The sequence below is a fragment of the Dyella sp. genome (assembly GCF_036568765.1).
In the GTDB taxonomy this organism is placed as follows: domain Bacteria; phylum Pseudomonadota; class Gammaproteobacteria; order Xanthomonadales; family Rhodanobacteraceae; genus GSA-30.
The window spans coordinates 1-14325 of record NZ_DATCRY010000072.1; the positions used below are offsets into that span (position 1 = coordinate 1).

The 14325-nt window shown below is 62.9% G+C and carries 16 protein-coding genes; 7 read left to right on the forward strand and 9 right to left on the reverse strand.

The genetic code is table 11. The features are described 5' to 3' along the window. Window positions 1-312: 312 nt before the first annotated feature. The gene (locus tag VIM98_RS05605) at window positions 313-1131 is read right to left on the reverse strand and encodes an alpha/beta hydrolase (RefSeq protein ID WP_331992114.1); all 819 of its coding nucleotides are present in this window, start codon (window positions 1129-1131) and stop codon (window positions 313-315) included. Window positions 1132-1236: 105 nt separating this feature from the next. On the opposite strand from VIM98_RS05605, the gene VIM98_RS05610 reads away from it, so the two are divergent. Continuing rightward, window positions 1237-1359 carry a hypothetical protein gene (locus VIM98_RS05610; RefSeq protein ID WP_256329631.1) on the forward strand — a complete coding sequence of 41 codons (123 nt, stop codon included), beginning with the start codon at window positions 1237-1239 and terminating at the stop codon, window positions 1357-1359. A 344-nt stretch (window positions 1360-1703) separates the two neighbouring features. On the opposite strand, the gene VIM98_RS05615 is transcribed toward VIM98_RS05610, so the two are convergent. The 8 genes from VIM98_RS05615 to VIM98_RS05650 all read right to left on the reverse strand — a co-directional run bounded on the left by VIM98_RS05615 (window position 1704) and on the right by VIM98_RS05650 (window position 6815). Then, window positions 1704-1967, reverse strand: coding sequence for a ubiquitin carboxyl-terminal hydrolase 14 (locus tag VIM98_RS05615; protein WP_331992115.1), 264 nt, complete (start codon window positions 1965-1967; stop codon window positions 1704-1706). Window positions 1968-2298: 331 nt separating this feature from the next. Then, complete coding sequence (locus VIM98_RS05620) at window positions 2299-2823, reverse strand: Ohr family peroxiredoxin (RefSeq protein ID WP_331992116.1); 525 nt, start codon at window positions 2821-2823, stop codon at window positions 2299-2301. Next, the gene (locus VIM98_RS05625; protein ID WP_331992117.1) at window positions 2820-3254 is read right to left on the reverse strand and encodes a carboxymuconolactone decarboxylase family protein; all 435 of its coding nucleotides are present in this window, start codon (window positions 3252-3254) and stop codon (window positions 2820-2822) included. The genes VIM98_RS05620 and VIM98_RS05625 overlap by 4 nt, the downstream gene beginning before the upstream one ends. 12 nt (window positions 3255-3266) lie before the next feature. Continuing rightward, a complete protein-coding gene (locus tag VIM98_RS05630) occupies window positions 3267-4460 on the reverse strand; it encodes a bifunctional alpha/beta hydrolase/OsmC family protein (RefSeq protein WP_331992118.1) in 1194 nt (397 codons plus the stop codon). 11 nt (window positions 4461-4471) lie between these two features. Continuing rightward, window positions 4472-4858 carry an OsmC family protein gene (locus tag VIM98_RS05635; RefSeq protein ID WP_145760048.1) on the reverse strand — a complete coding sequence of 129 codons (387 nt, stop codon included), beginning with the start codon at window positions 4856-4858 and terminating at the stop codon, window positions 4472-4474. A 26-nt stretch (window positions 4859-4884) separates the two neighbouring features. Beyond that, a complete protein-coding gene (gene wrbA / locus VIM98_RS05640; protein ID WP_145760047.1) occupies window positions 4885-5487 on the reverse strand; it encodes an NAD(P)H:quinone oxidoreductase in 603 nt (200 codons plus the stop codon). 130 nt (window positions 5488-5617) lie between these two features. Next, complete coding sequence (locus VIM98_RS05645; RefSeq protein WP_331992119.1) at window positions 5618-5986, reverse strand: hypothetical protein; 369 nt, start codon at window positions 5984-5986, stop codon at window positions 5618-5620. A 49-nt stretch (window positions 5987-6035) separates the two neighbouring features. Then, complete coding sequence (locus VIM98_RS05650) at window positions 6036-6815, reverse strand: HAMP domain-containing sensor histidine kinase (RefSeq protein ID WP_331992120.1); 780 nt, start codon at window positions 6813-6815, stop codon at window positions 6036-6038. Between the two features lie 618 nt (window positions 6816-7433). On the opposite strand from VIM98_RS05650, the gene VIM98_RS05655 reads away from it, so the two are divergent. From VIM98_RS05655 to VIM98_RS05680, 6 genes are all read left to right on the forward strand, one after another. Next, entirely contained in the window at window positions 7434-9386 is a 1953-nt protein-coding gene (locus tag VIM98_RS05655) for a winged helix-turn-helix domain-containing protein (protein WP_331992121.1), read from the forward strand. A 167-nt stretch (window positions 9387-9553) separates the two neighbouring features. Continuing rightward, window positions 9554-10450, forward strand: coding sequence for an RNA polymerase sigma-70 factor (locus VIM98_RS05660; RefSeq protein WP_331992122.1), 897 nt, complete (start codon window positions 9554-9556; stop codon window positions 10448-10450). A gap of 153 nt (window positions 10451-10603) precedes the next feature. Continuing rightward, window positions 10604-11608: a LysR family transcriptional regulator gene (locus tag VIM98_RS05665; protein ID WP_331992123.1), complete on the forward strand. Its 1005-nt coding sequence runs from the start codon at window positions 10604-10606 to the stop codon at window positions 11606-11608. A gap of 212 nt (window positions 11609-11820) precedes the next feature. Then, window positions 11821-12738, forward strand: a complete 918-nt coding sequence (locus VIM98_RS05670) for an alpha/beta fold hydrolase (protein WP_414650194.1) — start codon at window positions 11821-11823, stop codon at window positions 12736-12738. 24 nt (window positions 12739-12762) lie between these two features. After that, window positions 12763-13626, forward strand: coding sequence for a hypothetical protein (locus tag VIM98_RS05675; RefSeq protein WP_331992124.1), 864 nt, complete (start codon window positions 12763-12765; stop codon window positions 13624-13626). 7 nt (window positions 13627-13633) lie between these two features. Beyond that, on the forward strand, window positions 13634-14325 hold a 692-nt coding region (locus VIM98_RS05680; protein WP_331992125.1), incomplete at its 3' end, for a dienelactone hydrolase family protein.

The window sequence follows — 14325 nt, forward strand, 5'->3', positions numbered from 1 at the left end:
GAAGTGTCCTGCAATGCCTCGTAGGCAGCGAGGATGGAGCCGGCGAAGACCGCCGTAGTCAGTACCGCGATGCCCACGGCGTCTTGCAGGCGGCGCGACAAGCCGCCGATGTCAGGGAGAGAGCGTCGCAATGGGTTCATGAAAAATCTCCAGGCGGTAGAGCATCGTCACCGGCGCTCATGCGCCTTTCAACGAGGCCAACCAAGCGTAGTGCTCGCCAAGGAGTGCCGGTAGACCGGCACAGGGGACCACGGTGTTGCACGACGGGCAACAATGACTTGTGCGATGCCCTGCCCGTGCGTCGCGGCGGCATCAGGGCTGCTGTGCATCCGATCCGGCGGCTTCGACGATCAGACGGGTCACCGGGCCCGGCCTGGAGATCATGACCACGTGCGACGCCCCCTTGACCACGATGGTCTTCATCGACTTCGCGCGCTCGGCCATGAAGGACAGCGCAGCCGGAGGAATGTTCTTGTCCCTGTCACCGTAGATGAACCAGGACGGCACGTTCTTCCATGCGGCGGCGGGTGCCGGTTCGGCCAGTGCCGACTGCGTGATCGGACGCTGTGATACGGCCATGAGATGCGTCGTGTTCGGCGCCACGTCGGCGGCGAACTGGCTGCCGAACTTGTCCTGCAGGATGTAGAGATCCTTGTTGCCGTCGGGCAGCGCGACCGGCGGTGCCAGCGCGGGCCCCAGCGTGCTGCCTGGGAACTTGCCAGACAGGTCCGCCGCGGACTCTCCGACCTCAGGCGCGAACGCGGCTACGAAAACCAGCGCCTTGACGTTGGATTTTCCCTGCGCAGCGGCGGAGATCACCGAGCCGCCGTAGGAATGACCGACGAGTACGACAGGGCCTTTCACGGAGTCGACGACTGCGCCAACATAGTCCGCGTCGAGTTTCACGCCCCGCAGCGGATTCGCGACGGCGATCACATGGAAGCTGCGCGCCCGCAGTTCGCGCGCCACGTCGTTCCAGCTCGCGGACTCGGCAAAGGCGCCGTGCACAAGCACGATGGTGGGCCGTTCCGACGATACGGCCGCACTCGCCGTGCTGGCTGGTGCCGTCAAATGGATTGCCGCAATGCAGGCGATCGCGAAAGCGCGAGCGAGGGTGAAGAGTCGAGTCATGGTGTTTCCTTCGAAGATGAGTTGCTCGGTGAGTGGACGGGTCGCCCTGGGAAAATCTGTTGAGCGGCGGGGTCGTACTCAGCTCGCCTGGAGTCCGCGGTGCAGATGTCCGGCACCAGCACGGGACTTGCTACCGCTCCCGTGGCGAACTTCAACTCCGCGCTGGCTGCTTCGCCACTGGCCACCGCCGCGGCGCTCGCCATCGTCAGCAGGCAAACGGCCATGTAGCCCCAACGCCAGGCGAAGTCCATCGGACCTTCCGGCGCAGTGCGCGCAGCAAGCCGCGACGCACACGGCATCGCATCGAGCCGTGTCCTCTGCCCGTTGCGCGGCGCGCGTGCAGGAGACGAAGCCAAAGTGGAAATACGCAGCATCAGGTGATTTCCCAGAGGGCACCAAGCCCTGACCCCAGGACGGCTGGAGCGCCGGTCCGCGAACATCGCGGGACGATCTGGATGCTAGGTTTCGGTCTCTTCGGGCGGTAGCCTTGCGAGAGGTACTTCCATGTTGCATGCGGGGCATCAATTCGACACGACGGACACGCGAACGGCAGGTGCGCGCGAGGCTACGATTCAGCCCCGGACGTGGACTTCATCCACGTAGCACCAGCGCCAGTCCTCGCCGGGTTCGATCGACTGGACCAGAGGATGGCCCGTCATGTGGAAATGCTTGGTGGCGTGTTTGTGTTCCGACGAGTCGCAACAGCCGACGTGTCCGCATGTGAGGCACATGCGCAGATGTACCCAGCGACCGCCGATGCGCAGGCAGTCTTCGCATCCTTGGCTGGAAGGGGTGACGGAGTGGATCTGGTCGAGGTGCGTACAGGTCGTGGTCATGCGGTGTTCCTTGAAAGGCGCCCTCCACCCGTCGCGTCGCCGTGTTGCTGATCGGATTTACGCGGGAGTTTCCGCGCCGACGTGAGTTCGTCCCGTGCACGAACGGATGGAAAGTGCACGCCTCATTACAGCCGCCTCGGCAATCTGACACCCGTCATCTTCGTTGCGACGGGCGGAAGGCAAATCGTCAGGCCGCGTGACTCGCGGCCCATGAGGAAAATCGTAGTTTTGAACGCTGCGCCCCGGTAGACATGTGGCGCGGAAGACGGTGTTGCCCTCGATTCACCAATGCGCGCTGCATTGCCCGGTACAAATCCACATCGAAGCGGACTCAGACAAAGCGGATCGTCGAGCGCATGCCTACGCGCGACATCTTCATGTAGGGGCAGATGCGCTCGGCTTGCGCGACGAGTTCGGCTGCTTCGCGGGCATCCATCTGCGGCAGGCTGACTTCAAGTTCGGCGGTAATGAGGAAGAGTCCGTCGACAGGATCGCGCCCGAACGAAACCGTGGCCGCAATATCGATGTGCGGCGGAAGACGCGTGCGCATGGACGACGCAGCAATCGCCATGGCACCGTGGAAGCATGCCGCGAAACCGGCTGCGAACAGCTGCTGTGAATTGGTTCCGCCGCCGTCGCCGCCCAGCTCCGTCGGCTGCCGCAGAATCAGGTCGAGGTTGCCATCGTCGGATACGGCTCTCCCAGACACGCGCGCATGCCTGGCCTCTCCGCCGGAAACGGCAACGGTCGTGGTGTAGAGCGGAAGGATCTCGTCGCCGGTGTAGGGCGCCAGGAACCGGGCATGCCCGCCGGGATAGCCTTCTGCGTCACCAGGCTCGTCGGCGAGCACGATCATTGCAACGGGCCTCGCGTCGGCGCGCAGGCCCTCCGGCTGCGGGCGTTCTCCAGTGCGATAGCCAGGCTGAGCGCCACGAGTTCGTTGTGCTCGAAGACGGCAGCCACCTGGAGGCATCGCGCTCGCCCCACGCCGGCTTCGCCTGCCGTGATCAAGGCCTCGGCCCAGGATAGTGCGGCTTTCTCGCGCGGCGTGAGGCCTGTCCCGGCATCGAACCAGTCCGAGACCAGCATGAGTTTCCTGACTGGGTAGCCCGCACCGAGCAATGCCAGGAAGTGGGCATCCGTCCTCACGTCGTTGCAATTGAGCTGCGACACCCTGAGATGCGCAAGATCAACGAGCGTCTGGGGAAGGCTCGACGCCGCGATGCAGCGGTTTACGATTTCTGCAACGCGCTCGTGAGCTTCGCCACGCATGGCAAGTGTCTTCACTTTCATCACCACTCAGGACTGTGGGTCGAAAGCGATGGCGTCGAAGCCCGAGCCCTGCTCGAGCGTGCGATGGACCGGACACTTCTGCGCGACCTCCAGCAAATGGGCGCGCTGTTCGTCGTCCAAGGCACCCTCGATGGCAACCTGCCGACTGAAGACATCCGGGGGCGAGCGGTCCTTGTCGCGACGATGGTTCACTGCCGTGCGGATGCGGGTCACCGGCCATCCTCTGCCATCGGCGTAATGGCGCAACGTCATCGTGGTGCATGCGGCAAGCGCCGACGACAGCAGGTCATAGGGCGTCGGCCCGGAGCCGAGCCCGCCGGCGGTCTCGGGCTCGTCGGCCAGCCAGCGGGAGCCACCTGAGCGCAGCGCCAGCTGGAATTTGCCCAAGCCGGTCTCTTCAGCCACAGCATCCGCCGGCTCAACTGGTGAGATGGCCGGCTCCGGCAGATAGCGCTGGGCCCAGACAGCTATGAGGCTTGCCGCATATTCGGCATCCTCGCGTCTGGACAGCAGATGGTCCGCTTCGCCGAGCGATACGTAGCTCTTCGGGTGACGGGCCGCGAGGAAGATATGAGTTGCGTTTTCGATATCGACTGTCTGGTCGCGCGGCGCATGCAGCACCAGCAGCGGTCGGCGAAGAGCGCCGATGCGCGCACCTTGGTCGTGTCCGCGCAGATCATCGACGAAGGTCTTGCTCACTGCCATCGGTCGCCCGATGACCTGCAGGAGCGCTTCCGGCTTCGAGTCCAGTTGCGCCAGCCCCTCGGGATCAAGCAAGTGCAGTACATGCCCGACGTCGAACGGCGCCGCGATTGTCGCCACGGCGCGCGCACTGGCGATACTGCCCGTGGCCGCGAGTATGGCCGCCCCTCCCAAGCTGTGTCCGATAAGAAGGTCCGGCGACATGCCCGCGTCCCTCATGGCTTCGGCGGCCGACACCAGGTCTTGCACATTGAGGCTGAAGCTCGAATCAACAAAGCTCCCTTCACTGTCCCCGAGGCCAGTGAAATCGAAACGCAACACGCCAATGCCCCCGCTGGCCAGCGCGCGGGCCACACGCACGGCGGCCAAGTTCTTCTTGCCGCAGGTGAAGCAGTGCGCGAAGAGTGCCCAGCCGCGCTGGATACCTTCTGGCATCTCCAACGTACCCGACAAGCGTTGGCCTTGGTGGTTGAGGAAATTGAATGGACGGGTAGGCATGACGAACTCCTTCAGGCCCAGGTCGTATGAATTCGTACGCCCGACTTCAGCGTCAGCGTGACCGGTGTGCGCTCCGCGATCTCGGCCAGTCGCGCTTTCTGCACTCCGTCGAGACCCACGATGCGCAGGGACCGCTCCACCACCATGGCACCGTCGTAGCGCGCAAGATGCAACTGCACTTGCAGTGATTCGAGCGGCCACTTCTTGAGGTTGGCGTACATGCGCAGCGTGATCGCCGTGCATGCCCCCAAGGCCGCGATCAGCAGGTCGTAAGGAGCAGGCCCGGTGTCGGCGCCGCCCAACGAGGGAGGCTCGTCCGCGACCAACCTGTGGCGGCTACCCACCTCGATCTGCGTGCGGTATCCGTCACGACCGATTGCTGCAATGCCATGCGTCATCAGCGAACCTCGTTCAAGCGGCGGAATCAGACGACGAGGCGATTGGTCAATCGCGCCACATGTGTACCCTGGAAACGCGCGATGGAAAGCTCGTTGGCGGACGGCATGCGCTGGCCGTCCGCTCCTGCGAGCGTGCCCGCACCGTAGGGCGATCCTCCGGTGATCTCGGCCATGTTCGTCAGCCCGGTGCAGGAGTACGGTACGCCGACCACCAGCATGCCGTGGTGCAGCAGCGCCGTGTGGAACGAAGCAATAGTGGTCTCATGGCCGCCGTGTTGCGTGGCGGTCGAGGTGAAGACGCCGCCAAGCTTTCCGATGAGTGCACCTGTAGCCCAGAGGCTTCCGGTCTGGTCGAGGAAGGTCCGCATCTGACCCGCCATGCCGCCGAAGCGCGTGGGAGTACCGAAAAGAATGGCGTCATAGCCAGGAAGCTCCGCCACTGTAGCGACTTCCGCATCCTGTTCGGTCTTGCCGCCCGCCTGGCGCAATGCTTCTGCGGACATCGTCTCAGGCACGCGCTTGACCGTAGCTTCGCAGCCTGGAACGGAGCGCACGCCTTCGGCAACCGCTTTCGCCATCTCTTCGAGATGGCCATACATGCTGTAGTAGAGAACGAGGATCTTGCTCACGGTAAGGGTCCTGGCAGAAGGATGGGATATGGCAACAGCGCCGAGCGAATCGTAAGAAGACAGATCGACGTGCACTAGGCGTTTGACAATGACTACGGTGTTGATGCCTTCGCACCAATTGAGGTGCCGCTCAGTTCTGGATCACCGTCGCGTCCCGCCAGCACAACAAGGACAGCACCACGCCTTCACCATCGATCTCGAACTCGTCCGGCAGCGGGCCGTCGATCCATTCGAGTTGCACGGCGCCTGCCAGTTGTTGCCGCAACTCACGCTCCCAGTCCGGTCCGCGGGCTATCCAGATCAGGTTCGCATCGTTCCCGTCGGGCGATGGCGCAAGCATCACGACGACACGCATCGCCGGAGAGCCTTCGCCACCCTCCGGCTGGATAGCCCAGAGACGCTGGATGGCGGCGTTGGCGTCGTACCAGTTCGAAAGGACCGTGGATGCAGGCACGTCCTGATGACGTGCGTCGAGAGAAGGGTCGAGGGAAATCTTCATGAAGTACAGGTCAGCGAGCGCCGGAGCGCGAGGAAGGAATACCCATCGCTCAGCGATGAGCGGGGCAATGAAGGGGAATCCATATGTTGAATTCGGCGCCACGGCCGATGCCCGCCGATGTCGCCTTGACGAAGCCGCCATGCGCGACCGTCAAGCCGTGGACCAGTGCGAGGCCGATGCCGAATCCGCCGGAAGAGCCATCGGCGGCAGCACTGCCCTGATTGAACAGGCCAAATACGTGTGGCAGAAATTCAGGTGCGATGCCGCATCCACGGTCCTCCACGCTGACGCGGGCGAAACCATCCTCTGCGCGAATCCGCACGACAATCTCCTCCCCCTCGGGCGAGAACTTCATGGCGTTGTCCAGCAAGTTGCCGACAATCTGCTCAAGCCGCACAGCGTCGGCGTGGCAAAGGACCGGATCCGCCGCCTGCACCTCCGTGCGTATGCGGCCACCGCGCCACATAGCATCCAGCGCATCGGCCAAGCGCGACACCAAGGCACCGACATCGACCTCCGCGCAGTACAGGGCGAGTTTGCCGGTGCGCACTCGTGAAAAGTCGAGCAGGTCATTGAGGACCCGAGTCTGTCTCTCGATGGCACGCTGAATCGATTCGGCGATACCCCGGATATGCCCGGACACAGACGACGCGGGCAGTCGTTGCAGGAGCCCGGCGTTCATCTGGATGATGTGCAGAGGCTGCCTGAGTTCGTGAGACACGACAGCCAGGGCTCGGTCTCGGGTCGTACAGCGCAAGCGCGATGCCGCGCGAGCATCCTGGGCCACTCTCGACGCGCCAAGAGGATCGGACTTGGTCAGGACACTCATGTTCGCTGCAGACATACGAAGAAATGGACAGCGGCAAGCGGGTGCGCGCCGGGCATGGTGGGGAGAGTCATTGGTCATCCGTTCGGAAGTCGACTGAAGGCATTGCGAGCGGCGCGATGGTAGGTGTCGCCCGTCCCCGCTGGAAGGCATTTGCCGTGGCCCATGGTGTTGTCGGGCAAGCACCAATACCGACCGCCGAGGCAGCATCGTTCGCCGTTTCTGGATGCTTCGTTCGGCGCGGGATGCTCTATCGAAGCCTCGGCACGACCTACGATGACATGCCGGGTTGCTCCGGCGAGGCAAGCAAGCGAGTGGTGGGCAAAAAACCTGTCACAAAGTACCCGGCTCGAACGTCTTTGGTTAAACAGACGCCGACGCTGGTCCAGCCGGCACTCATTCCTCCACCGGCTTGGGCTGAAGAAGGGAAAGTGGCAATGGCGTCCTCGATAAACCCGGTTTGCCGAACACCATTCCACCTGAATTGACCATGAGCGCACCCCGAGCCGTCGCACGCAGACCCACCGGCCAACCCTGCTGACCGAGTTCCGCATGCCCTCGCAGCCTGCCGGTCCTCCGCAAGCAATAGCCGAAGTCCAATGGCGCTTCGGTCCCTTTGTCGTGCGCGAAACACAGCGCCGACTCGAGCGCGCCGGAGAGGCCGTTCGACTGGGCTTCCGCTCCTTCGAGTTGCTGCTGCACTTGGTCAAGCACGCCGGCGAAGTGCTCAGCAAGGACGAATTGCTTTCCACCGTCTGGGCGGGCGTGGTAGTCGAAGAGGCCAGCGTTCGCGTGCAGATGTCCATGCTTCGCAAGGTCCTCGGCCAGCCTGGCGCTGGCGATGAATGCGTCGAATGGATCTCCAACATTCCCCTAAAGGGCTATCGATTCAACGGAAAGGTATTGTGCGAGCACCTCGGCACCGCCGGTTACGGAGCACCCTCCCCGTTGGTCACGGCGCCTCTTGCGTCCCCATCCGTCACCGCCCCTTTCACCAAACTACCGACGCGGCTGACCCGATTGATCGGACGCGAGCTCGACCTGGAGCGCCTGCTGGCGGCGATGGACACCAGCCGTATGGTCACTCTCGCGGGCCCCGGCGGCATCGGTAAGACGCGCCTCGCAATCCGGGCTGCGGAATTCCATCAAGCACATACGACGACGCAGACCGCCTTCGTCGATCTTTCGCCCCTGATCTGCGAGGACCATGTGGCAGGAGCAGTGGCGCAGGCAGTGGGAGTTCCGTCCGACGCGCCCGCCACGACACAGGCCATCCAACAGCGGCTTGCAGGCCGCGACGTGCTGCTGCTTATCGACAACTGTGAGCACGTGGTGGATGCACTCGCCCCATTGATTGCCAGACTGCTTTCCACCCTGCCGAGGCTTCGCATCCTCGCAACCAGCCGGGAGGCCTTTCGCATGGAAGGCGAACGCGTATTGCGGCTGGCGGCCCTCGCTGTTCCCGAGATGGAGCAGCTAACGCTCGCCAAGGCCATGCGATCGCCAGCTGTCGAGCTGCTGGTGGAGCGAGCGCTGGCCGCGGGCGCGCGCCAGTTCGGCGATTCGGATGGTGCACTTCTTGCGCGGATTGCGCGTCAGGTCGACGGCATCCCGCTGGCCATCGAATTGGTGGCGGCAAGACTAGGCGTGCAATCGATCAACGACCTCGCATCTCGGCTGAATGACCACATGCGGCTTTACTCCGCCGGCAACGCCGCGGTGCTCGCACGGCATCGAACACTCGCGGCGGCTCTCGACTGGAGCATCGCGCTGCTGAACCCGCAGGAGCTCAGGCTATTCCGCTTTCTGTCAGTTTTCCGAGGTCGATTCGACCTCAACTCTGCGCTGAGCCTTGCCGAAGAAGACATGGACACGGAGGCAGCCTTCGATGCCCTGATCTCACTGGCCAACAAGTCGCTCGTTGCCTTCGATAACACTGATGCGGTTGCGCCCTATCGACTGCTTGGCACCACGAGGAGCTATGCGGCCAATCTCCTGTCGCGAACAGGTGAATCGCTCGTCTTGGGACGAAGACACGCCGAACTCATGCGAGACCTCATGAACGAGGCTACGGCGCAGCAGCGCAAGCTCGACGTCGATACATGGACCGAGCGATACGCGCATCACCTGGACGACGTGCGAGCTGCACTCGACGCTTGCCTTGCGCAGCAAGGCAGCGCCGAGAAGGATGCAAAAATTGATGCGGAGATCGGTGCGGCACTTGCCGTAGCTTCTGCACCCCTCTGGGTTCAATCCTCTCAGATCGAAGAATATCGCGACCGCGTGCTCGCCACCATCGCTCGCGTCGAGCAGTTGCTGGATACCGATGGGAAGACCGTTTCAGGGCTAAGGCTAGCGCTAGCCGCTCGGCCCCCTTTCCGCATCAACGGGTCCGCCGACGAGATGGTCTTGCGGATACGACGGGCGGATGATCCATGGAGTCTCGCTGATGCCTTGCGTGGCACCGAACCAGGCAGCGAGCGCTTCGGCATATTTAGCGAAGCCAAGCCACCCGGCTTGAATTCGCCTCGCTCGCGGCTGGGTTCCACTTTGAGCCGCCCCCCCCAAAAGTAGCAGAACAAGCTCACGCAAACACAGGCTGCTCGACGGGCATTTGGCTCGTACCCTTGCAACATCTGTCAAGCCATCCGAAGTGACAAACGGGTTGTCACGGGCGCAGAGTCCGGCACGTCTTCTATGGCACGGGGCTTCCCCGAAAGAATCAACCAGACACAAGCGTCATGAACGACACAGATGGCACCAACGAGATCGATAGCGTCTTCGACAATCTGCGGCCACGACTGCATGGCATCGCCTACCGGATGCTGGGCTCGACCGAGGAGGCCGAAGATGTCGTGCAGGACGCTTGGTTGCGCAGGCGTCAGGCGCTGAATGGAGCCATCGACAACGAGGAAGCATGGCTGGTTGCGACCGTCACCCATCTGGCGATCGACAGACTGAGGAGCGCGAAAGTAGAGCGGGAGCACTATATTGGCATGTGGCTGCCCGAACCGGTGATCTCTGACAACTCACCTTCACCGGAGCAGATGCTCGAGAAGGCCGAGAACATATCGATTGCCTTTCTCACCGTGCTGGAGCGGCTGTCACCGGAAAGCCGCGCAGCATTTCTGATGCGCGAGGTGTTCGGCGCCAGCTACGGCGACATCTCCCGCATCCTGGGCAAAACCGAGGCTGCCAGCCGCCAACTCGTGCATCGCGCAAAGGTGCAGATCCTCGAGAAGCGAAAACGTTTCCGGGTCGCGCCGGAAGAGCACATCCGTCTGCTCAAGGAGTTCTCTGACGCGGCCCAACGCGGGGACTTTGCTGCAATGCGCTCACTGTTGTCCGACGATGCGGAATTCATCGGCGACGGCGGCGGCAAGGTACCGAGCTTCGAAGCTCCGCTCAAAGGCCGCGACCGCATTGCGCAACTCTATTTTGCGACCAACAGGCGCTACGGCGACAAGGTCCGCATGCGTATCGCGCCGATCAACGGCGAGTGGGGATTCCTGCGCTTCGTCGGCGGTATGTTGGAGTCTGTCCAGTCAGTGGAAACCGACGGCACGAGAATCACCCGGATCCAGGCTCAGCGAAACCCGGAAAAACTGGCCGCGCTGGCTTCGATGCTGAAGTTTTAGGCACTCCCCCTTCCGAACGAATCGGGGCGAGGTGCAGACCCGGTTCATAACAAACATTGACAGGCATTAACTGGTTCCTGTTCGCCTTCACGCGCAGAGTGTTCGTTGTGAGAAAGCCTTCCCCACGGCTTTCATGCAACCGAGATCCTGCACATGACGAACTCTTCCCTACCCTGCCCCTCTTCCATTCCACTCACACCGCGCGCGGATCCGTTGGCCTCCAGCTTCGCCACCAGCTATGCGGGCGTGGTGGCCTTCATTGCCGTCGTGGCCGAAGGCAGCTTTGCCCGCGCTGCGGATCGGCTGGGCATCGGGCGCTCCGCGGTGAGCCGCAGCGTGCAAAAGCTGGAGGACCAGCTCAATGTCAGGCTCTTTACCCGAACCACGCGAAGCACTACGTTGACGCGGGAAGGTGATCTCTTCTATGCCAATTGCCACACCGGTGTCGATCGCATCGTGCAGGCAGTCGAAGAGATGCGCGACTTGCGCGAAGGCCCGCCCCGCGGACACCTTCGCATCAGCTCAGCCGTCGGCTTCGGCCGTCGTGTGGTCGCCCCGCTGCTCGGCGATTTCCGCGCCGCATATCCGGAAGTTTCTATCGACCTACTTCTCAACGACAAGCCGACCGACTTCACCTCGGATCGCGTGGATATCGCATTCCGCAATGGTCGCATGGAAGACGCTCAGATCATCGCCAAACAGATCATTCCAATGCAATTGCTCGTCTGTGCCTCGCCAAGCTACCGGGATGCGCATGGACTGCCGAATTCGCTTGAGGAGCTGATGCGTCACCAGTGCATCAACTTTCGCAATGCCTCGGGTCGAATTTCGGATTGGGAGTTCAAGGCGGAGGGACTGCTTCGCAGGTTCACGCCGCCATCGAAGCTCACCTACAACGATGCTGACCTGGTGCTGCAAGCCGTACTCGATGGCCATGGCATCGCGCAGATGGCGGGCTACCTGATCTGTGAACCATTGCGCAAGGGCTTGCTGGTCACTTGCCTGACGCAGCACGTCCCCGACGATCACGGCCACTACATCTGCTACCTGAGTCGGCAACATCTCCCCTCGCGCATGCGCGTCTTCATCGACTTCATGACGACGCGAATCCGTGCGGCAGACCTTCAATGCCTCACGGATCTTGACACGCCCGCATGACCGTGCTCCGCCAGCGTGAGGCAAGCGTATTGGTGCTCCTTCAGAAACAGCATGAGTCCTCTCGCGAATCTACCGCTGCGCGAATACCGCTCCTACGATGTCTTCCATCCCACGGCACGCGCGCGACGCGGACGTGCTCTGCTCGCAATCCGAATCTCCACCTCGTACTAAAGGAAGTCATGACAACCGCCACAAACCCCTCTCGCAGAAACCTGATCGCATCCACTGCCGCCGTCGCCACCGGTACTCTCGCACTCGGCATGCACGGTGCCGCCGCAGGCGCCAGTAGCCAGAGTCCAAAGATGACGAGCGACACGGTCACGATGAAGGACGGCACTCGCATCTATTTCAAGGACTGGGGCAGCGGCCCGGTGGTCACGTTCTCGCACGGCTGGCCCCTCAACGCAGATGCTTGGGACGGGCAGATGCATTTCCTGGCACGCAACGGCTTTCGCGTCATCGCCCACGACCGTCGTGGTCACGGTCGCTCGACGCAATCGTCGTCGAAGAACGACATGAACGGCTATGCTGATGACCTGGCAGAAGTATTCAACGCGCTCGACTTGAAGAACGTATCGATGGTCGGCCACTCCACCGGCGGCGGCGAGGTGGCACGCTACATAGGCCGGCACGGTTCGAAGCGCGTGGCTAAGGCGGTGCTCATCGGCGCGGTGCCTCCAATCATGGTGAAGTCGGCATCGAATCCGGAAGGTCTGCCGATCGAGGTGTTCGACGGAATCCGTGCGGGCGTGGCAGGAGACCGTTCCCAGTACTACAAGGACCTGGCCGTGGCCTTCTACGGCGCCAACCGCAGTGGGGCGAAAGTGTCACAGGGCGTGCTCGATCAATTCTGGCTTTGGAGCATGCAGAGCGGCCAGAAGAACGCCTATGAGTGCGTGAAGGCTTTCTCGGAAACAGACTTCACCGAGGACCTGAAGAAGTTCGACATCCCCACCCTGATCATGCATGGCGAGGACGATCAGATCGTCCCGGTGCACGACTCCGCCAAGAAGTCCGCAAAGCTCATCAAGGGCGCCAGGGAAATTTACTATCCCGGCGCACCACACGGACTCACCGCGACGATGCAGGACAAGGTCAACGCGGACCTTCTTGCCTTCCTGCGCAGCTGAACACAGTCATCCAACCCCTTCGCCATGCTGAACCTCCTACTGCAGACCACGATCGAAGAACAGCCCGATGACTGGGACATCTCGCGCTTCAGCCGGCTGGCTTCATTCCTCGCCACACTGAGAGACAAAGACGGAGGCCTTGCCTTCCGGGTCACCGCCCGCAACCGCACCCAACGCGGTACGCCGGACCCGGTGCTGTCGACCCTGGACGAATCGGACGTAGACCAACTCTGGCTTTTTGCGGTAGACGGGGGCGACGGGTTGACCGACGCAGACTGTATGGGAATCAGCCGGTTTCGCCGCCTTGGTGGCGCGCTCATGGTGACCCGGGACCACATGGACGTGGGAAGCTCCATCTGCAATCTGGGCGGCATCGGGGCCGCCCACTACTTTCACAGCCACAATCGAGAACCCGACTTGAGCCGACACTGCGTCGACGACACCTACGCAACGAACATCTCCTGGCCCAACTACCACTCGGGCGCCAACGGCGATTTCCAGCGTGTTCGCTCGGTCGGCAGCATTCACCCCGTCATGCGCGACCGGCAGTCCTCGACCGGCGTCATCCAATACCTTCCCTCGCACCCGCACGAAGGGGTGGTCGGAGTGCCGGCGGATGATTCGACGGGTCGGGTGGTCGTCGAAGGACAGAGCCTCGTCTCGGGCCGCCGCTTCAACATCGCCGTGGCGTTCGAGCGCTCGGAACATGGTGGTCGCGCCATCGCGCAGTCGACCTTCCATCATTTCGCCGACTACAACTGGGATCCCGCCTGCGGCTGCCCGACCTTCGTGGCCGAATCGCCCGGCGACGGCATGGCGCGGTTCCCCGAGGCATTGCGCTCGACCAAGCAGTACGCCAGCAACCTCGCCTTCTGGCTCAGCGCCTGAGCCGGTCATGCAAGACACACTCCGCATCACCACCGGCGAGGGTTCCTTCTCGGCGTATGTCGCCCGTCCCGCAAGCGCGGGCACAGGCGCAACCGCGCCGGCCATCGTCGTGATCCATGAAGTCTTCGGCGTCAATGCTGACATGCGGCAGTCGTGCGACGAACTCGCCGCGCAGGGCTACCTGGCGATCTGTCCCGACCTGTTCTGGCGCATCGAGCCGGGCATCGACATGACCGATCGCACGGAAGCCGAGCTGGCGAAAGCCATGGCGCTTTACAACGCCTTCGACCTCGACGCCGGCGTGCGCGACATTGGCGCCGCCATCGCAACCGCCCGCGCGCTGGCTGAGTCGAACCACCGGGTCGGTCTCGTCGGCTACTGCCTCGGCGGCCTCATGAGCTACCTGACCACTGCTCGCGCAGCCGCCGATGTCGCGGTGGCCTACTATCCCGGCAACGCCGACAAGCACCTCGAGGAGGCAGGCGGCATCGGCAGCCCGCTGATGGTGCATCTCGCGGAAGAAGACGAGTACATCCCGCCCGACGCACGCAGGCAGATAGTCGCAGCCCTGGGAAAGAGTCCGCAGGTGCAGCTCCACAGCTACCCGGGATGCCGTCACGCCTTCGCGCGACACCGCGGCACCGCTTATGACGCGCGGGCTGCAGGCCTCGCGAACGGCAGGACCCAGGCGTTCCTGGC